This window comes from Streptomyces lacaronensis (assembly GCF_047337785.1).
In the GTDB taxonomy this organism is placed as follows: Bacteria; Actinomycetota; Actinomycetes; order Streptomycetales; family Streptomycetaceae; genus Streptomyces; species Streptomyces lycopersici.
Genome location: NZ_JBLHDK010000003.1, coordinates 6,687,137 through 6,705,777 on the forward strand (window position 1 = coordinate 6,687,137; position 18,641 = coordinate 6,705,777).

At 72.0% G+C, this 18,641-nt stretch carries 15 protein-coding genes and 1 riboswitch; of the genes, 6 read left to right on the forward strand and 9 right to left on the reverse strand.

The window, feature by feature from the left end:
- Positions 1–62: 62 nt before the first annotated feature.
- Entirely contained in the window at positions 63–914 is an 852-nt protein-coding gene (locus tag ACMTAK_RS29060; protein WP_413808910.1) for a helix-turn-helix transcriptional regulator, read from the reverse strand.
- Between the two features lie 87 nt (positions 915–1,001).
- On the opposite strand from ACMTAK_RS29060, the gene ACMTAK_RS29065 reads away from it, so the two are divergent.
- Together ACMTAK_RS29065 and ACMTAK_RS29070 are read left to right on the forward strand one after the other, a co-directional pair.
- Positions 1,002–1,814, forward strand: coding sequence for an SDR family NAD(P)-dependent oxidoreductase (locus ACMTAK_RS29065; protein ID WP_413808911.1), 813 nt, complete (start codon positions 1,002–1,004; stop codon positions 1,812–1,814).
- A gap of 114 nt (positions 1,815–1,928) precedes the next feature.
- Positions 1,929–2,507, forward strand: coding sequence for a Uma2 family endonuclease (locus ACMTAK_RS29070; RefSeq protein ID WP_413808912.1), 579 nt, complete (start codon positions 1,929–1,931; stop codon positions 2,505–2,507).
- Between the two features lie 70 nt (positions 2,508–2,577).
- Here ACMTAK_RS29070 and ACMTAK_RS29075 read toward each other — a convergent pair whose 3' ends face one another.
- The 3 genes from ACMTAK_RS29075 to ACMTAK_RS29085 all read right to left on the reverse strand — a co-directional run bounded on the left by ACMTAK_RS29075 (position 2,578) and on the right by ACMTAK_RS29085 (position 5,823).
- Positions 2,578–3,540: an SDR family NAD(P)-dependent oxidoreductase gene (locus ACMTAK_RS29075; protein WP_413808913.1), complete on the reverse strand. Its 963-nt coding sequence runs from the start codon at positions 3,538–3,540 to the stop codon at positions 2,578–2,580.
- A 170-nt stretch (positions 3,541–3,710) separates the two neighbouring features.
- Positions 3,711–4,697: a homoserine dehydrogenase gene (locus ACMTAK_RS29080; RefSeq protein WP_413808914.1), complete on the reverse strand. Its 987-nt coding sequence runs from the start codon at positions 4,695–4,697 to the stop codon at positions 3,711–3,713.
- A gap of 103 nt (positions 4,698–4,800) precedes the next feature.
- Entirely contained in the window at positions 4,801–5,823 is a 1,023-nt protein-coding gene (locus ACMTAK_RS29085) for a C40 family peptidase (RefSeq protein ID WP_413808915.1), read from the reverse strand.
- A 347-nt stretch (positions 5,824–6,170) separates the two neighbouring features.
- Here ACMTAK_RS29085 and ACMTAK_RS29090 point away from each other — a divergent pair, with 347 nt between their 5' ends.
- Complete coding sequence (locus tag ACMTAK_RS29090; protein ID WP_413808916.1) at positions 6,171–6,524, forward strand: hypothetical protein; 354 nt, start codon at positions 6,171–6,173, stop codon at positions 6,522–6,524.
- A 111-nt stretch (positions 6,525–6,635) separates the two neighbouring features.
- Positions 6,636–7,403 (forward strand): L,D-transpeptidase, encoded by a 768-nt coding sequence (locus ACMTAK_RS29095; protein WP_413808917.1) that lies wholly within the window; start codon positions 6,636–6,638, stop codon positions 7,401–7,403.
- Positions 7,404–7,506: 103 nt separating this feature from the next.
- Here the strand turns inward: ACMTAK_RS29095 and ACMTAK_RS29100 are convergent, their stop codons facing one another.
- Positions 7,507–8,670 (reverse strand): C40 family peptidase, encoded by a 1,164-nt coding sequence (locus ACMTAK_RS29100; RefSeq protein WP_413808918.1) that lies wholly within the window; start codon positions 8,668–8,670, stop codon positions 7,507–7,509.
- Positions 8,671–8,678: 8 nt separating this feature from the next.
- A riboswitch (cyclic di-AMP (ydaO/yuaA leader) is annotated at positions 8,679–8,865 on the reverse strand.
- A 157-nt stretch (positions 8,866–9,022) separates the two neighbouring features.
- Between ACMTAK_RS29100 and pcrA the strand changes: the two genes are divergently transcribed.
- Positions 9,023–11,524: a DNA helicase PcrA gene (gene pcrA / locus ACMTAK_RS29105; protein WP_413808919.1), complete on the forward strand. Its 2,502-nt coding sequence runs from the start codon at positions 9,023–9,025 to the stop codon at positions 11,522–11,524.
- Between the two features lie 64 nt (positions 11,525–11,588).
- On the opposite strand, the gene ACMTAK_RS29110 is transcribed toward pcrA, so the two are convergent.
- Both ACMTAK_RS29110 and ACMTAK_RS29115 read right to left on the reverse strand, forming a co-directional pair.
- Complete coding sequence (locus tag ACMTAK_RS29110) at positions 11,589–13,343, reverse strand: M23 family metallopeptidase (protein ID WP_413808920.1); 1,755 nt, start codon at positions 13,341–13,343, stop codon at positions 11,589–11,591.
- 33 nt (positions 13,344–13,376) lie between these two features.
- Complete coding sequence (locus ACMTAK_RS29115; RefSeq protein ID WP_413808921.1) at positions 13,377–14,291, reverse strand: lipase family alpha/beta hydrolase; 915 nt, start codon at positions 14,289–14,291, stop codon at positions 13,377–13,379.
- 304 nt (positions 14,292–14,595) lie between these two features.
- Here ACMTAK_RS29115 and ACMTAK_RS29120 point away from each other — a divergent pair, with 304 nt between their 5' ends.
- Positions 14,596–15,006, forward strand: a complete 411-nt coding sequence (locus ACMTAK_RS29120; RefSeq protein ID WP_413808922.1) for a cobalamin B12-binding domain-containing protein — start codon at positions 14,596–14,598, stop codon at positions 15,004–15,006.
- A 270-nt stretch (positions 15,007–15,276) separates the two neighbouring features.
- Here the strand turns inward: ACMTAK_RS29120 and ACMTAK_RS29125 are convergent, their stop codons facing one another.
- Both ACMTAK_RS29125 and ACMTAK_RS29130 read right to left on the reverse strand, forming a co-directional pair.
- Positions 15,277–17,073 carry a DUF5691 domain-containing protein gene (locus tag ACMTAK_RS29125; protein WP_413808923.1) on the reverse strand — a complete coding sequence of 599 codons (1,797 nt, stop codon included), beginning with the start codon at positions 17,071–17,073 and terminating at the stop codon, positions 15,277–15,279.
- Positions 17,070–18,536, reverse strand: coding sequence for an SWIM zinc finger family protein (locus ACMTAK_RS29130; protein WP_413808924.1), 1,467 nt, complete (start codon positions 18,534–18,536; stop codon positions 17,070–17,072). Before ACMTAK_RS29130 ends, ACMTAK_RS29125 begins: the two co-directional genes overlap by 4 nt.
- Positions 18,537–18,641 lie beyond the last annotated feature (105 nt).

Consider the following 18,641-nt stretch of genomic DNA (forward strand, 5'->3'; position numbering starts at 1 on the left):
CGGGAAGCGGGAAGCGGGAAGCGGGAAGCGGGAAGCGGGAACGGGACGGACGGCGCGGCGGCTCAGCCCGGAACCCCCATCCGCTGCGTGCCGACGACCGACAGCAACCGCAGCGCCTCCTCGGCGGGTGAGCCGGGGTCGGCGGTGTAGATGATCACCCGCTGGTCCCGGTCGGCGATGTCCAGCACATCGCAGTTGACGGTGATGGGACCGACGAGCGGATGGTGCAGCGTCTTGCACAGGGTGGGCTTGGCGGACACATCGTGGGAGTCCCACAGCCGGGCGAACTCCTCGCTGCCCGAGCGCAGCTCGGCCACCAGCTCGGTCACCTCGGGGTCGTCCGGGTAGCGGGCGGCCGCGGCGCGCAGCCCCTGGGCCGAGGTCTGGGCGAACTCGTCCGCGTCCGACACCCCGTACAGCCGCCGCCCGTCCCGGTGCGGCCCGAGGAAGGCGCGGCGGACGAAGTTGCGGTCGCGGCGCGGGAGGGCGGAGAAGTCCTCCATGAGGGCGGCGGCCAGATCGTTCCAGGCGATCACCTCGTATGTCGCGGAGAGCACGATCGCCGCCGCGTTCGGCAGGCGCCGCAGCAGGTTCGCGATGCTCGGCCGCACCTCGCGGGAGGGCCCGGCCGACGGGCCCGGCGGGGCGCCCGCGAGATGGTGCAGATGATCGCGCTCGATATCGCCCAGCCGCAGGGCGCGGGCCAGCCCGGCCAGCACCTCGCGGGACGGGCGCGGGGCGCGGGCCTGCTCCAGCCGCGTGTAGTACTCGGTCGAGATGAACGCCAGCTGCGCCACCTCCTCGCGCCGCAGCCCCGGCGTCCGGCGCCGCGTCCCGGCGGGCAGCCCCACATCGGCGGGCGTGATCCGCTCACGTCGGCTGCGCAGGAACGCCGCCAGCTCTCGTCTGTCCACGCCTTCAGTGTGCGCGGACGGCCGGAGGCTCAGCCAGGTACAGCCGGTGCCTGGTTGGGCCCCGGCGCCCGCAGCAGCCTCGGGGACATGAACGACACACCGAACACCACCTCCCTGGACACCTCATCCCTCACCCCGGCCGCCGGTCTCCTGGCCGGCAAGGTCGCCTTCATCACCGGCGCCGGGCGCGGCATCGGCGCCGCCGCGGCCCGCCTCTTCGCCCGGGAGGGCGCCCGGGTGCTGCTGGCGGCCCGTACGGAGGCCCAGCTCAAGACGGTCACCGAGGAGATCCGCGCGGCCGGCGGCACCGCCGATCACGTGGTGTGCGACCTGGCCGACGCGACGAGCGTCCGCGCCGCCGTCGACCGGACCGTGGAGCTGTACGGCAGGCTCGACGTGGCCTTCAACAACGGCGCGACGATCCAGCAGCCGGGCCCGATGGACCAGCTGCCGCAGGCCGACTTCGACCACGTCTACGCCGTCAACCTCCGCGGCCCCTGGCTGGCCATGAACGCCGAGGTCGCCGCCATCCGCGCCACCGCCGGAACCGGCGCCATCGTCAACAACTCCAGCGTCGGCAGCCTCATGGGCAACCCCGAACTCCCCGCCTACGGCGCCATGAAGCGCGCGGTCAACAGCCTCACCGAGTCCGCCGCCGTCACGTACGGCCCTGAGGGCATCCGCGTCAACGCCGTCGCGCCCGGCGCCACCCTCACCGAGATGATCCGCGAATGGGAGGAGGAGTCCCCCGGCATCGTCGACCGCATCACCACCCACGCCCCGCTGCGTCGCGCCGCCGACCCGGATGAGATCGCCCAAGCCGCGGCCTGGCTCCTCAGCGACCGCGCCTCCTATGTGACCGGCGTGGTCCTCCGGGTGGACGGCGGCACCCAGGCCTGAGGTCGCCGGTAACACCGGTTGGGAGACGACCCGCTCCGGCGAATAAAAGAGCGAATGATTGTTCAAGACGCACCGCCCGATGTCGGGGCACTATGGGGGCGAGGAGGCGAAGCCATGACCCCCAGCACCGCTGACCGGCCGGAGATGGGCATCGAGGAATTCGAGGAGCTTGCCCGCACGGCGCCGGAAACCGTGAGGCTCGAATTCATCGATGGGAAGCTAGAGGTCAAGCCCGTGCCGGACGGGGATCACGACGAGATCATCATGTGGGTCCAAGAGCAGTGCATGCAGCACCGTCCGGATCTGCGGCTGTACCGGGAGCGGGGCCTGAAGACAGAGGGGTACCGGCAAGGGCGCGCTCGTCCGGACGGCACTCTCGCGCCGCGCAGGCACTTCGCCGGGCATGGAGAGTGGTCCGACCCGAAGGGTGTCGTGATGACCGTGGAGGTCACCTCGCGCGACGGGGACACGAACCGGCGGGATCGCCTGGACAAGCGGGACGGCTACGCAAGCGCGGGCATCCCGGTCTACCTCCTCATCGACCGGGACGACTGCACGGTCAACGTCTTCAGCGAGCCGGAGGACGGCAAGTACCGGAGCCTGACCTCGCGGCCCTACGGGGCCGTCATCGAGATCCCGGATCCCGTCGGGATCACCCTCGACACCGGGGAACTCAAGGACTACGCGTCCTGATCGCCCAGCCGCAGGCCCAGCCTCACGCCCAGCCGCAGGCCCAGCCTCACGCCGGGCCGCACGCCCAGCCTCACGCCGGGCCGAACCGCGGTTCGAGTCCCGTCAGGTCGCGGCTTGCCGACCACAGGTGGGCCGCGACTTCCGCGTTCGCGAGATGACCTCGGACGGGGCGGCGGCGGGGGGTGCCGCGGAGGGCGAAGTGGCGGGGGGTCCATAGTTCGCCGCCGGTGATGGATGGGTCGAGGACCGCTTGTACGGCGGGCCAGGCGGCCGCGTCCTTGCCCTGGACGAGGATTCCGGCGGGCAGACCCCGCAGCCGTTCGGCGGGTGTGCGGACGTGCAGGGGCGGGCGGGAGGGGGTGAGGGAGTCGAGCGCGCCGCCGGGGTGGGTGACCACGCTCCGTACCGTGCTGCCGACCGCCCGCAGCCGTCGGTCGAGTTCGAAACCGAAGAGCATCTGGGCCAGTTTCGAGCGCCCATAGGTGCGCTCGGGCTCGTAGTCGCGGGTGCTCTCGAGGTCGTCCAGGTCCAGCCGTTCGGACATGGCCGCGAAGCTGCCCGTGGTGATGACGCGGCCCTCGGGGGCGGCCGTGAGCAGTGGTGCCAGCCAGTGGGTCAGCGCGAAGTGCCCGAGGTGGTTGATGCCGAACATCGCCTCATGGCCGTCCCCGGTCTCCCGGCGCGGCGGCTGGTCGAACTTCACCCCGGCGTTGTGGACGACCGCGTCCAGACGGTCCGACCCCAGCGCTTCCACGGAGGCTTCGAGCGACGGGAGATCGGCGAGGTCCAGCCGGATATGACGCACCCGGGCGTCGGGGACCAGGGAACGGATCGAGGCCACGGCGGCGTCCGCCCTGCCCGGGTCCCGGCTGCCGAGGACGACGGTGGCTCCCGTACCGGCGAGCTGTTCGGCGACGAAGTAGCCGATCCCCGCGTTGCCTCCGGTCACCAGAAAGGTCTTTCCGTCGGCCCGGGGGAGGCTGTGGACATCCCACCGCTCGGTCGAGGATTCGGTCGGGGCCGCGGAAGGCATGCGGGGGCTCCTTGCGTTCGTGAGGGCGGGGACGGTGCCCAATGGGGCTCAGGCTGAACGCGTGTCAGCCTTACGGTCGCCACCGACGCCCCGCCGACAGAGCGTCGTCACACCGCGCACCCCGCCGACAGAGCGCCGTCACACCCCGCACCCCGCCGACAGATCGCCGCTCAGGCGAACCCGTGACCCACCGGCCCCGCCACGTCCAGCGTGTCCTTCACCATGGCGAGCGCCGCGCCCAGGGGGCTGGAGCGGCCGCCGCTCACCGTGATGTCGCCCGCGTCGGGGCAGCCGTAGACGGCGGCCTTCTCGGGGCCCCTGAGGGCGTACAGAGGGTCGCCCGGTTCCGTCTCCTCCAACGCGACGCGGACGACGAGCGGTTCATCGGCGGTCGCGGTCGCGACCGACCGCAGACGGCGGCCCCGCGCGGCGGCCGTACGGGCCGCTTCCGCCGTCCCGAGGTCGATCCCCGGGCCCGCCTCCGTCCTTACGGCCGTCGCGTCCCACCCCCACAGCAGCGCGGCCAACAGCCGTACCTTCACGGCCGCGTCGGCGCCGGAGAGGTCGGCCGTCGGGTCGGCCTCGGCGATACCGCGCCGCTGGGCCTCCGCGACCGCGTCGTCCAGCGCGTCGCCGTCCGCCAGCCGGTCCAGGACGAAGGTGGCGGTGCCGTTGGGGCAGGCGCGCAGCGTACGGCAGCCGAGGCCGCGTACCCCGATCCGCGCGAGGTCGGCGGTGGGGAGGGCGGCTCCGGTGGCGCCCGAGATCCGGACGCGGCTGCCGCCCTCGGCCGCCGCCCGGCCCAGCTCGCCCCAGTGGCTGAGCAGATGGCTCTTGGTGGCGGTCACCACATGGACGCCTCGGCGCAGGGCCGACAGCGCGTCCGCGGCGGCCTGTTCGCGCACCGCCGGGGACGACGGCACGGCCTGGGCCAGTACCGCCGCCCCCGTACGCTCCAGGGTCTCGGCGAGCGGCGGCAGCGGGCCCCAGCCGGTGCGCGGCTCCGTCGGCGGCCCCTCGGCCGCGCTGGTGCGCACGGCGGCGAGCCGCAGCGGCAGCGCGCCGCCGATCAGCCGCTCGGCGTAGGCCCGGCCCACCGGGCCGTACCCCGACAGCACGACGGAGGGTTCGGGCCCGGTTTCGGCTTCGCGTGGCATGCGGCCAGTCTGCCTTGTGTCACCAGGCCGGGACCGGGGACGGCTATGCGGGGCGGGTCGTCGTCGGGGACTGCTGTACGGGCCGGGCCGGGACCGGGGACCGCTACGCCGGGCGGGCCGCCCCCGCGAAGGGCATGTCCGCCACGGAGGCCAACCGGACCGGGGCCCCGGGGCGCGGGGCGTGGATCATGCGGCCGCCGCCGATGTAGAGGCCGACATGGCTGACACCGGAGTAGAAGAAGACCAGGTCGCCGGGGGCCAGTTGATCGCGGGTGACGCGCTGACCGGCGTTGATCTGGGTGTACGTGGTGCGGGGCAGGGCCACCCCGGCGGCGCGCCAGGCGGCCTGGGTGAGCCCCGAGCAGTCATAGCCGTGGGGACCGGTGGCGCCCCACACATACGGCTTGCCGAGGGCCGCGTACGCGTAGGAGACGGCGCGGGCGGCGCGGCCCGTGGCGGGGGCGAGGGAGTCGGCGGCCTTGTCGCCGCCCCGCGCCGCCAGCAGGCGCTGCCGCTGCTCGAGGGTCAGCCGGCCGAGGAGGCGATCGGCGGCGGCGAGCTTCTCCTGGACGGTCCGCTTGTGGTGGGCGGCGGCCGTCCGGGAGGCGCGCAGAGCGGCGAGGCGGTCGGCCGCCTCGCCGCGGACCTGGCGTAATTTCCGCTCCTGACGGCCGATCGTGGCGATCAGGGCGGCCTGGCGGCTCCCCGCGCGCTCGGCGAGCGAGGCGCGCTGAAGGTACTGGTCGGGGGAGGAGGACAGGGCGAGCTGGAGGGCCGGGGCGATCGTCCCCGAGCGGTACTGGGCGGTGGCGAAGGCGCCGAGGGCGTTGCGCGCGGTGTTGAGCCGGGTGGTGCGGCGGGCGGCCTGGTCGCGCAGCGCCTCCAGCGTCCGGCGGGCCTTGTCGGCCTTCTCCCTCGCGCCGTTGTACTTCTCGGTGGCCTCCTCGGCCTCTCGCTGGTACTCATCGACCTTCGCCTTCACCTGAGCGGGGGTGAGGCGGTTCTCGGCGTGTCCGGTGCCGTCGAGGAGGGTGGCGGACGCGGCGCCGGTGAGGGCGAGGAGCGCGGCCGCGCGGGCGGTGCTGCTGGTGAGCGAGCGCTGCTTGGGCTTCCTGTGCGACGCCACTGCGGCGGTTCACCTGGTCTTTCTTGGGCAGTCCAGTTCGGGCGATCCAGGACATTCCGCAGATCCTGGACCCTTGTGGGGAGCGGACGGGCAGGTGGCAGTCCGCCATGAGGCGGGGACCCTCGGTTGACGGGAAGCGGACTGCCACCTGGAGGAGGAAGCTAGGCCGGAAAGCGGGGGCGTGCGGGGGATTGAACGGGAGTGCACGGATTTCGTCGATCCGGTGACGACTGATGATCGCCCGGCGAGTGGGGCGGTCGGGAGTGTGGGGCGGCCGTGATCGAAGCGGCGATAGGCCCCCACCCGAGTGCCGGACGATGATATGCGCGCGGCTAGTCTCCGGAGCCATGGACGTACTCATTCACGTGTTCGTCGGCCTCCACATCGTCGGCATCGGCGCGCTGCTCGGTGGCTTCTTCTCGCAGCTCAAAGCCGCGCGCGCGGGCGAGGCCCGGATGATCCCGGCGATGCTGCACGGCGCGCTGACCATGCTGGTGACCGGCGTGGCGCTGGTCGGGCTCAACCAGGCGGACGACAACAGCGTCAATACCGTCAAAATCGGTATCAAGCTGGCGCTATTGGTCGTCATCCTCGGCCTGGTCTATGTGAAGCGCGACGAGGAGAAGGTAGAGTCGGCCGCCTTCGGCGCGGTGGGCGCCTTGACAACGGCAAACATCTTCATCGCCGTGCTGTGGACCTGACGAACGAATGTTCTGGGGGTAACCCAAGGCAATTGCGACACGATCCCGAGGCAACCGTTTGCACTCGCGAGCTGTCTTAGTAAAGAACGAGGCAGTCGAGAGGAGTGGCCAATGGGGGTAGTGGGGGCAGTCAGAAGTCATAGGCGGCGCGTGGGCGTCGCGCTGGGGCTGGCGGGGATGGCGGTGCCGCTCGCGGTGGCCGTCGCCGGTCCGGCGCAGGCTCAGGCGCGGCCGCTGGGCCGGTCGGCCGGCACGGTGACACCGGTGAGCATGGCCGCGTCGTCGTGCACGACCACCGCCGGGCCGTACCAGAGGCAGGCCGAGCGGTTCCTGGGCCGTCCCGTGGACGGACGGCAGTCGCGGGCGGACTGTCTCGCGATCCAGAAGTTCCAGATCGACCACGGCGTCAGCCCGACGATCGGCTACGCGGGCCCGATCACCTCGGGCGTGATGAGCCTCATCAGCGCCCAGAAAGCCGCCGGGCACAATCCGAACGCGGCGAGGAAGTGCCCCACCAACAGGGGCCGTATCGCCTGTGTGGACCTCACCCGCCAGCTGAGCTGGGTCCAGGACGGCTCCCGGCTGGTCTACGGACCGGTGCCGGTGCGGTCCGGGCGGGACGGCTTCGAGACCCGCACCGGGCTGAAGAAGGTCTACTGGCGGAACATCGACCACTGGTCGACGCTCTACAAGGTCGCCATGCCCTACAGCCAGTTCTTCGACGGCGGCCAGGCGTTTCACTCGATCGCCGGCAGCGTATGGTCCCCGCCCGGCTCCCATGGCTGCGTCAACATGCGTAAGGGCGACGCCAAGAAGTACTGGAGCCTGCTGAAGAACGGCGACGACGTGTACGTCTACGGGCGCAAGCCCGGCACCTGAGCCACTGACGGCGCCGAGAGGCGCTGACGGCGCCGCTGAGCCGATGACGATGCCGCTGCCCGGGGTCCGCCCCCGGGCAGCGGCATCGTCGGGATCAGGGGCCCTACGAGGGCCGCACGCTCCCGTAGATCGGCATCTCCGTGATCGGCGCCTTCTTCACCACATCGCCCGGCTTCGGCGCGTGGATCATCATCCCGTCGCCGATGTAGAGGCCGACATGGCTGATGTCGTCGTAGAAGAAGACGAGATCGCCCGGCTGGAGTTGGGACGTCGAGACGCGCGTACCGGCCTTCACCTGGTCCCAGGTGGTGCGCGGCAGCGAGATCCCGGCGGACTTCCAGGCCGCCTGCGTCAGCCCGGAGCAGTCGAAGGAGCTGGGCCCGGTGGCGCCCCAGACGTACGGCTTGCCGAGCTGCGCCTTGGCGAAGGCGATGGCCTGGGCCGCCTTGGAGCTGTTGGCCGGGACAGAGGGCGTGGAGGGCGCCGTCGAACCGGAGCCACCCGCGTTCTGCTCCTGCTGCTTCTTGCGCGCGGCCGCCTCCTGCCGCTGCTTCTCGGCCAGCTCGGCGGCCTTACGGCGGGCCTCTTCCGCCTTCTTCTTCTCGATCGCCGCCAGTCGCGCCTTCTCCTTGGCGGTCAGATTCGCCAGCAGCCGCCGGGCCTCGGTCAGCTTGTCCTGGACGGTCTTCTTCTGGACCTTCAGCTGCTTCTGGGACGCGGTCAGCGAGGCAAGGCTCTCGGCGGCCTTACCGCGCTCCTTGGCGGCCTTCACCCGCTGCTTCTGGAAGTCGTCGACGGCCTGCTTCTGCCGACCGGTCATCCGGTCGATCAGATGCGACTGGTCGAAGACGTCCTGCGGATCGTTGGAGAACAGCAGGGTCGCGGCGGAGCGGGCCATTCCGCCGTCCCGGTACTGGGCGGTGGCGTAGGTGCCGAGCATGCGCCGCGCCTCGTTGAGCTTCTCGGTGCGCTGGGCGACGGAGTCCAGCAGCTTGTCGACCTTGGCCCGCTGCTGGTCGGTGCGCTCCTTGGCGGCGTTGTAGCGCTGGGTGGCGGTCTCCGCCTGGTGGTAGAGGGTGTCGACCTTCTCCTTCACCTTCTCGATCGACTGGGCGGCCGGCTTGGGATCGGTGGGCGCGGCGTTGGCCGACTGGGAGAGGAGGGTGACGGATGCGAGGGCGGCGGTGGTGAACCCGACGGCCGTACGGCGGCTGTGACCCGTGAGCGGGGCGGGTATTCGGCTCCGCGGCTTGCGGTGCGACGCCAAGGGAGGCGACTCCTTCCGTGGACCGCCTACCGGGTTAGCTGACGGGTTCGGGCGGTACGGAAGGTTGCCCTACGGCCGTGTCCGGACGGCACCGTGTGCGCCGTACCGTTTCGGGCCGATTCACCCCGGTCTTGCGTTGTTGGGTCCCCGGCTCCGGGCGCCTCACGGCGTAACCGGACTCGGCGGAGGCGCCCGTGCCGACGTGGTTCGCCGACGGATCTTCCGGGCCGCCTGACGCAGGACGGTAGCCAACACGTGGGGCTCCTGTGAAGACTGGTGGCCGTTTTGCCCGAAACCGTTTCGTGATGTTCGTACGTCGGCTGTCAGTGGGGCGGCCTAGACTCGGGGAGCGATGAGCAGCCTCTTTGACGACAGCTTCCTGGCGGACCTCGGGCCTTCTCAGGACGAGGAGCGGCCACCGCCGCCCGAGGATTCGGCACACCCTGGCCACGGTGGCGCCGAGGACGTGCCGCATCACCTCTTCAGCGGCGATTTCGACGCGCCCGTGCCCCGGGAGGCCCACTACCGGGACGGCGCGCCCCGGCCCGCCGTGGACCCGTCCGCGCTGCTCGAGGGGTTGAACGAGCAGCAGAGGGCCGCCGTGGAGCACACCGGCTCGCCGCTGCTGATCGTCGCGGGCGCCGGCTCCGGCAAGACCCGGGTGCTCACCCATCGCATCGCCTATCTGCTCGGCGCCCGCTCCACCCACCCCGGCCAGATCCTCGCCATCACCTTCACCAACAAGGCGGCGGGCGAGATGAAGGAGCGCGTCGAGGAGCTCGTCGGCCCGCGGGCCAACGCCATGTGGGTGTCCACCTTCCACAGCGCCTGCGTCCGCATCCTGCGCCGGGAGTCGAAGAAGCTGGGCTTCACCTCGTCGTTCTCGATCTACGACGCGGCCGACTCCAAGCGGCTGATGTCGCTGGTCTGCCGGGATCTGGACCTCGACCCCAAGCGGTTCCCGCCGAAGTCCTTCAGCGCCAAGATCTCCAACCTCAAGAACGAGCTGATTGACGAGGAGACCTTCGCCGAGCAGGCGGCAGGGGGCACCTCCCGGACGGAGTCCGGGGGAAGTTTTGAGAAATCGCTGGCCGAGGCGTATGCGATGTACCAGGCGCGGCTTCGCGAGGCCAACGCGCTGGACTTCGACGACATCATCATGACCACGGTCAATCTGCTCCAGGCGTTCCCGGACGTCGCCGAGCACTACCGCCGCCGCTTCCGGCACGTCCTGGTGGACGAGTACCAGGACACCAACCACGCGCAGTACACACTCGTGCGCGAGCTGGTGGGCACCGACACCGAGGAGACCACGGCCGCCGAGCTGTGCGTCGTGGGCGACGCCGACCAGTCGATCTACGCCTTCCGGGGCGCCACGATCCGTAACATCCTCCAGTTCGAGGAGGACTACCCCACCGCGCGGACGATCCTCCTCGAGCAGAACTACCGCTCGACCCAGACCATCCTGAGCGCGGCCAACGCGGTCATCGAGCGCAATGAGAACCGCCGCCCGAAGAACCTGTGGACGGACGCCGGCGCCGGGGCCGAGATCACCGGCTATGTGGCCGACACCGAGCACGACGAGGCCCAGTTCGTCGCCGACGAGATCGACCGGCTGACGGACGCGGGCGACGCCAAGGCCGGGGACGTGGCGGTCTTCTACCGCACCAATGCCCAGTCCCGTGTCTTCGAAGAGGTCTTCATCCGCGTCGGGCTGCCGTACAAGGTCGTCGGCGGGGTGCGCTTCTATGAGCGCAAGGAGGTCCGGGACGTCCTCGCGTATCTGCGGGTGCTGGCCAACCCCGAGGACTCCGTCCCGCTCCGCCGCATCCTGAACGTGCCCAAGCGCGGCATCGGCGAGCGCGCGGAGGCCATGATCGACGCGCTGTCGCTGCGCGAGAAGATCACCTTCCCGCAGGCGCTGCGCCGGGTTGACGAGGCGTACGGCATGGCGGCCCGCTCGGCCAACGCCGTCAAGCGGTTCAACACGCTCATGGAGGAGCTCCACACCATCGTGGAGTCCGGGGCGGGCCCGGCCACCGTCCTGGAGGCGGTGCTGGAGCGCACCGGCTATCTGGCCGAGCTCCAGGCGTCCACCGATCCGCAGGACGAGACCCGGATCGAGAACCTCCAGGAGCTCGCCGCCGTGGCCCTGGAGTTCGAGCAGGACCGCGGCGAGGAGAACCCCGGCACCCTCGCGGACTTCCTGGAGCAGGTCGCGCTCGTCGCCGACTCCGACCAGATCCCCGACGAGGACACCGAGGGCTCCGGCGTGATCACGCTGATGACCCTGCACACGGCGAAGGGCCTGGAGTTCCCGGTCGTCTTCCTCAGCGGCATGGAGGACGGCGTCTTCCCGCATATGCGGGCGCTCGGCCAGACCAAGGAGCTGGAGGAGGAGCGGCGGCTGGCCTATGTCGGGATCACCCGGGCCCGCGAGCGGCTCTATCTGACCCGCTCGACGATGCGCAGCGCCTGGGGACAGCCCGCGTACAACCCGCCGTCCCGCTTCCTGGAGGAGATCCCGGACCAGTATGTGCGCTGGCGGCGCACCGGGCCCGCCACCCCGTCCGCGTCCATGGGCGGCATCGCCTCGACCCCGCCGTCGGGGCTGTCGTCCGGTCTGTCGACGTCGCGTTCGCGCACCGGGGGCGGCGGGTTCGCCACCCGGCGGGCCAAGGAGCGCCCGGTGGTCGCCCTGGCCATCGGGGACCGGGTCACCCATGACTCGTTCGGGCTCGGCACGGTGGTGGCGGTCAAGGGCAGCGGGGACAACGCGGAGGCGACGATCGATTTCGGCGACGAGAAGCCGAAGCGGCTGCTGCTGCGGTACGCACCGGTGGAGAAGCTGTAGGGGGGCGCAGGCCGTGCGAGCGTCGCGCGGCGCGGCGGTGGCGCGCCACGGCGGTGGCCCCGGATCAGGTCGGGTCGAGGCCCTTGCCGCGCAGCCAGGGCAGCGGGTCAATGGCCGCGCCACCGCCGGGGTGGACCTCGAAGTGCAGATGCGGGCCGGTGGAGTTACCGGAGTTCCCGGAGTACGCGATGGTCTCCCCGGCCTTGACGGTTCCTGAGCGGATCTTGGCGCTGCTGAGGTGGCAGTACCAGGTCTCCGTGCCGTCCGGGCTGGTCAGAACGACCATATTGCCGTAGGCGTCGTTCCACTGCGCCTTTACGGTGCCGTCGGTGGCGGCCATCACGGGCGTCCCGTAGCTCACCGGGAAGTCGATGCCGGTGTGCACCGACATCCAGTTGATACCGGCCTGGCCGAACTGGGCGCTCAGGCCGTGCTGGGCGACGGGCAGCGCGAACTTCGGGCGCAGCGCTTCCTTGCGCGCCGCCTCGGCGGCCTTGCGCTTCTTCTCGGCGGCCTGGCGCGCCTGGAGGTCGATCCGTTCCTGGGCGCGGCTGGTGCGGTCGCGGAAGTCGTCGGCGTCCTCGCGGACCCCGGCGAGCTGGGAGTCCAGCTTGCTGTTGGCGACGGAGGGCTTCACGGGGGGCGCGGTGTCGGCGGCGGCCTGAGTGGTGGACTCGTCCTTCTTGTCGCTTCCCACGCCGCTGACCGAGGCGGCGGCCACGGCGGTGACGCCCAGGGCGCAGACGGAGGGGACGGCGACGGTGAGGAGCGCGGAGCGCTTGGGGCGGGACGACGGGGTACGGCGGCGGCCGCGGCTCACCTCCCGGCGAGAGGAGGGGGCGGATTCCCGCATGACCGCCGCCTCGGGTTCAGGTTCCGCTTCGGGACCGGGGTCGTACGGCTGGTCGGGCTCGTCGACCGACTCGAAGACGGCGGTGTGCTCGAACGCGCCGGGCTGCTCGGGGATGACGGCCTGCTCGAACGCGGCGGTCTGGTCGAACGCGGCGGCGTTCGGCTCGAAGACGGTCGTCTGGTCGTAGGCGTTGGACTCGTGCTCGGGCTGGTCGAGCCCTGTCTGATCGAGCCCTGTCTGATCGAGTCCTGTCTGATCGAAGCCGGGGTGGTGGTCGAGCCCCTGCTGGTCGAACCCCGGCTGGTTCAGCCCCGAGTGGTCGTACCGCGCCTCGTCCACGGTCCCGTAGACGGAGGTGTCCCAGACCTGGGTCTGACCGGTGTCCACGCCCGAGGTGTACGCCTCGGCCTCGTACCCCGCGCCGTGGTCCCACTGATCCGGCAGCTCGGTGTGGCCGGTGGCGCCCGTGTCCCAGGCGCCGATATCCCACTGGGCGCCGGTGTCGGCGTCCTGCTGGGCGGGGATTCCGGTCGGCAGGTGATAGCCGGAGGCGGCCCACATCGCGGTGGTGTCGTAGGCGCCGGAGTCGTAATGGGCGGCCGTGTCGTGGTGGCCGGTGTCGTGGCCCAGGTCGTAGTGGCCGGTGGCGTACGACCCGGTCGGGTGGTGCTGGTCGACCGTGGTCCACTGCGAGGCGTCGTACTGACCGCTGTGGGCGCCCTGCCCGGCGTCGTACGCGCCCGGAAGCGCGCCGAAGAGCGGATCGCTGTCGCCGTAGAGCGGGTCACTGTCCCCGTAGGCGGTGGCCAGATGGGCGAAGTTGCCGGTGGAGTACCCGTCGTACCCGTCGTACCCGACGACGCCGTGCGCTGTGTCCTGCCGCTGACCGTAAGCCTCGTCGTACGGATACGAGGCGTCGGGAGCGGGGACGGTCGGAGAGGCCCCCGACGGGTGACGGTCGTTCACCACCACTTCTCTTTCGCCTCGGCTGCAGGAGAATTAGCGGCGACTGTACCCGGCAGTACGCGGCAGCGACAATCTTCCGTGAGTTTTGAGCATCTCGGCAAAGGGCATTTGGTCGTCTTTCGGCTGACTGTACGTGCTTCCTTGGCCGGATGTTCGATTGGCGTTCGGCAATTCCGAGGCTTCTGAACCCTCGGGAACCGCGCTGGAGGCGTCCGCCGGCGCCTCGTCGGCGGCGTTCAGGGCCTCGCGGATGCGGGCGGCCATGGAGAAATGCACCGCCAGGGCGAGATGTCCGATTCCGTTGACGCGGATGTTCTGGGAGATCACATCCAGATGGTCTATCCGGGCCGTCTCCTTCGGGATCATCAACTGATCCACATCGCTCCAGAAAGCGATGAATCGCGTACGGCAATCGGGGGCAGGCTGCCGCAACTCCGTTATCACCGGGGAGTCCGGGCACATCTGACGCACGAGTGGATGTACGGACAACAGGGGCGCGATACGTGTGCCGCCGTGCGGGGTGCCGAGCGTCACCAGGGTATGGACGCGGGCGTCACCGCCGAGACGCTGGACGTAGTAACGGGCGATCAGGCCGCCCGGGCTGTGCCCGATGGTCTCCACCTGGCCGTGGCCGGTGCGGACGCAGACCTCCTCGATATGGCGGCCGAGCAGCGCGGCGGCGGTGCGGAGGTCGCACAGCAGCGGCGAGTAGTTGAGCGCCTCGATGTGCTGACGACCGTGGCGGCCGACCTCCCGCGATGCGGCGCACGAGAGACGGCTGGAAACTCCCCCCCCGAACGCCCTCGTGGGCAGCCGTTTGCTTCGCTCGTGCCGGTCGGGGTCATGGGTCCCGGTCAGGGCGACGACTTCGGCCGCACGGTGGCCCGATGCCCGGCGCCGCGCGGTGAATGGCGCTGTGACCGCATGACGCGGGACCGCCCGTCGCACCGCGGCGCCCTGCGGCTCGTGGCGGCGCTGCGCGGTGCGACGGTCCCCGCTGCGGCTCCCCTGATGTGGCCGGCCCGAGCGTATGCGGCGCCCGCGCGGCGGATGCGCGGTGTGCGGTGTGCGATGCGCGCGGATGCGGATGCGGATGCGGATGCAGGTACGGGTACGGGTACGGCCTTCAGTGAACGTGTCCCACGTGTGATTTCCCCCTCGCGGCGCGCCGCGAAACTGCCGGGTAGGGGATGCTGGGGATAACGTTCGTTCACGTCGAGGTGGGCAAGGGCGCGACGGTTTGGAGGCTGCGATGGGTGTGACCGGTCCGATCCGTGTGGTGGTGGCCAAGCCGGGGCTGGACGGCCATGACCGTGGGGCGAAGGTGATCGCGCGGGCACTGCGCGACGCGGGCATGGAGGTCATCTACACCGGGCTCCACCAGACCCCCGAGCAGATCGTCGACACCGCGATCCAGGAGGACGCCGACGCGATCGGGCTGTCCATCCTGTCCGGTGCCCATATGACCCTGTTCGCCAAGGTGCTGGAGCTGCTGCGGGAGCACGACGCGGAGGACATCAAGGTCTTCGGCGGCGGAATCATCCCCGATGCGGATATCCCCCCGCTCAAGGAGCAGGGCGTCGCCGAGATCTTCACTCCGGGCGCGACCACGACAGCCATCGTCGACTGGGTCCGCAAAAACGTTCGCCCGGTAGCCGCCTGACCCGCCGCACTGCCGTTCCCGCCCCGGGGCCTGTCGCACCGCTCCCGACCCGGGCCTTGAGACCAGGGCTCTGAGCCAAGCCTTGGTGCCGGGGCACGGCCGGAGCCCGGGGCAGCCACGGCCCCGGAGCGCGGGGCAGCCACGGCCCCGGAGCGCGTCGCTCCGTCAGTGCCGTGGGGGCGGGCGTCCGGACGCCGGACCAACCGGCCTCGAGTACGTCCCGAGTACGCCCCGAGCCCAGGGCGTCCCCCGAGCCGGAGCCGGTCCGGGTCAGCTCGGGTCCAGCTCTGCTCGCATCGCTTCTCTCAGCCGGAGCGTGCCGACCAGGCGTTGGAACGCTTCCGCCCAGTAGCCCCCGGCTCCCGGGGCCGCTCCCTCTCTCTCGTCCGGTATCGCCGTCAGCACTTCGAGGCGGTCCGCCTGGGTCGGGTCCAGGCAGCGCTCGGCCAGGCCCATGACGCCGCTGAAGCTCCAGGGGTAGCTGCCCGCGTCGCGGGCGATGTCCAGGGCGTCGACGACGGCCCGGCCCAGCGGCTCGGCCCAGGGCACCGCGCACACCCCGAGCAGCCGGAAGGCGTCGGACAGCCCGTGGGACGCGATGAACTCGGCCACCCACTCCGCCCGTTCCCGGGCGGGCAGCGCGGAGAGCAGCTTCGCCGGATCCCGCCAGGCGGCGGGGGCCGCTTCCCCGGCGGTGACCGGCGCGACCGCCGGGGTGCCGAGCAGCGCACGGCACCACTCGGCGCTGCGCTGCCGCACCGCCGCCCGGCACCAGGCCGCGTGCAGATCCGCCTGCCATCCGTCCGCGACGGGCAGCGCCACGATCTCGGCCGGACCCCGTCCGCCGAACCACTCGGTCCAGCGGTCCAGCGGGGTCGCCTCCACCAACTGGCCCAGCCACCAGGACCGTTCCCCCCGGCCGGAGGGCGGCTTGGGCACGACGCCGTCGCGCTGCATTCCGCTGTCGCACTCGTCCGGCGGGCGGACGGTTATCCGGGGTGTCCGTTCAGCGGCGGTCAGCTCGTCGGCGGTCAGTCCGTCGTCGGTCGCCCCGTCGTCGGTCGCTCCCTTGGCGGCAAGCCCCTTGGCGGTCGGCTCATCCGCGATCAACGACACACAGCCCCGCGACCGCTCGGCCATGCGCGCGGCGAGCGCCGAGTCGGGGAGTGCGGAGAGCAGCTCGGCGGCGGTCGCCCGGACGTTCCGGCTGCGGTCGGACAGCGCCTGTTCGAGGAACGGCTCATCGGACGGGGAGAGATCGTCGCGCAGCGAGTCCAGGAACATCAGCCGGTCCTCGGCCCGCTCGGTCGACCAGGTGCCGCTGAGCAGCGCCAGCCCCGCCGCCGGGTCGCGGTGGCGAGCCGCCGCCAGCAGCGACACCCGCTCGGCGAACAGCCCCTCCTCCCACAACCGCTGTTCCTCGTCCGGTGCGGCGGCCGCGCCGGACGGCTCCGGGAGCGATGCGGACGCCCGGCCCGCCGCGCCCCGCAGCGCGAACTTCCAGTCCGGGTTGAGCCGGGCCAGCCACAGTGCACGCGGCCCGCCCAGAGTCAGCGCCTCGGCCCGCAGATCGGTGCGGGCGCGGGCCGCGTCGAGCAGCGCCGGAAGCAGTGCGTCCGGCACGCGATAGCTGTGGTGATTGGCGAGCGCGAGCCACTGCGGCAGCATCTCGGCGAGGTCGGGCGCGGAGCGCGAACCGCCGCGCCCCGGCGCCGAACGGTCGGCCAGCAGCAGCGCCAGCCTGCTGCGGGCGGCCGCGGGCAGCGCCGGCCGCGGATCCTCGGGCGCCCGGCCCGGCCCCGGCCGGGCGGGCGCGGGCCGCAGTCCGGCCCGCCGCCGCACCGTGCTGAGCGCGGCCGCGTCCAGCAGGGCGGACGGCGTGTCCTGCCCGGGGCGCGGCGCGACGGGCGGGGTGCGCCGCTCGGTGCCGAGCAGCGCGGCCGCGACGAGATCGTCCCAGGGCGCGGTGGGCGCGGTGGGCGCGGTGGGCGCGGTGGGCGCGGTGGATGCGACGGATGCGACGGATGTGCTGGACGTGCTGGACGCGACGGGCGTCGTACTGGTCAACGAATGCCTCCCTGCGCTGCCGTGCCGATGAGCGAGACGGGGGTCGGGTCCCAGGTGGTGATGGGGGAGAAGCCGCGATGGCCGCACTCACCGAAGACGGTGACCGGGCCACCGCCGGATATCGCCATCAGCTGCCACAGATCGGTGCGCCCCGCGCAGCGCGGATCGACGGGCAGCGCCGAGCCGCTCCGCTCGTCCGCCAGCTGCCATCCGTCGTCCCCCGGCACCGGGACCACGTCGGCGAGCACCACCGGCCAGCCGTCCAGCCACGGATCCTCCCCGAGCGCCGCCCCATAGGCCGCGAGCGCGGTCTCGACATCGCACCCCTCGGGGGCCCCAGCCACCTCGCTCCCCTCAGCAGCCGGAGGTGCCACAGGAGGCGCCGCCTCCGCCCCCTCCTCGTGCCGGGGGCCGATCGCCGCCCGCAGCGGCCGCGCCGCCGGGTAGTACGCGAGGTCCGCGTCGAGGACCAGGCCGGTGGGCAGCGCGAGCTCGGGGGACTGGCCGGGGGCGCTGAACGAGAGCAGCAGCGCCATACGGTGCGTACGCTCGCCCCGCAGCCAGATCCGGCGCGTGGTCAGCCTGCCGTCCGTGCCGTCCTGGCGGCCCAGGACCAGCCAGGCGTCCCGGATCGCCTCCTTCGTCGCCAGCAGCTCGGCCACCGGTGTCGTGAGGCCCACGCGGGTGCGCGTGGTGGCGGCCAGCTTTTCCGGGAGGCTGTCCAGATGGAGAAATCCCTGGTTGAGCAGGTGGGCCAGCGCGCACTCCTCCAGCAACCGGGCGGGCCACCCAGGACCGGACGACGGAATCGCCGCCAGCTCCCGCACCCGCGCCTCAAGGCCCGGTGCCTGGGCGTCGATCATCCGCGCGGCCGTCTCGTCCCACGCCCCGTACCCGGCGCGGTCGGCGGAGGCCAGACCGTCGCGGAGCAGATCGGCGAGCCGCCGCTCCAACTCCGTGGCGCCCGAGGCGATGCGCTGGACCCGCCGCTCGGCGCGGCGGCGCGCCGCCTCGGGATCGGCCGCGCCTCCGCTCCCCCCTTTCCCTGCGCTGTCCCCCATCGCGCCGCCAGGGCCCGGGCCCCCATCCCGGGCCCCGGCGGCGAGCTTTTCGGCCCGCTCCCGGCGGTCGCCGAGCCACTGCCCGGCCCACTCCGGCGGCTCCCCGCCCGCGGGCACGCCCCCCTCGCCGGACGTCCACAACAGCAGCAGACCCAGCGCGTGCTTGCACGGGAACTTACGGCTCGGGCAACTGCACCGATATCCGGGCCCGTTCAGATCGACCACTGTCTGGTACGGCTTGCTGCCGCTGCCCGAGCACAGCCCCCACACCGCCCGCCCGTGCGCGCCCGCGCCCGACCACTTGTCGGCCGCGGCGAGCTTGCCGCCCGCCGTGCGCGACGCGGTGTCAGGAGCCAGGGCCAGCACCTGCTCCGCCGTCCAGCGTTCCCCCTGCGGATTCATGTCTGCGACGGTACGGGCACCCACTGACAATCGCTTTGACCTGCGCGTTCGCTGACGGGCAGCCGGTTGTCAGTGGGGTGGTGCAGTGTGGTTCACGCGTCCGGA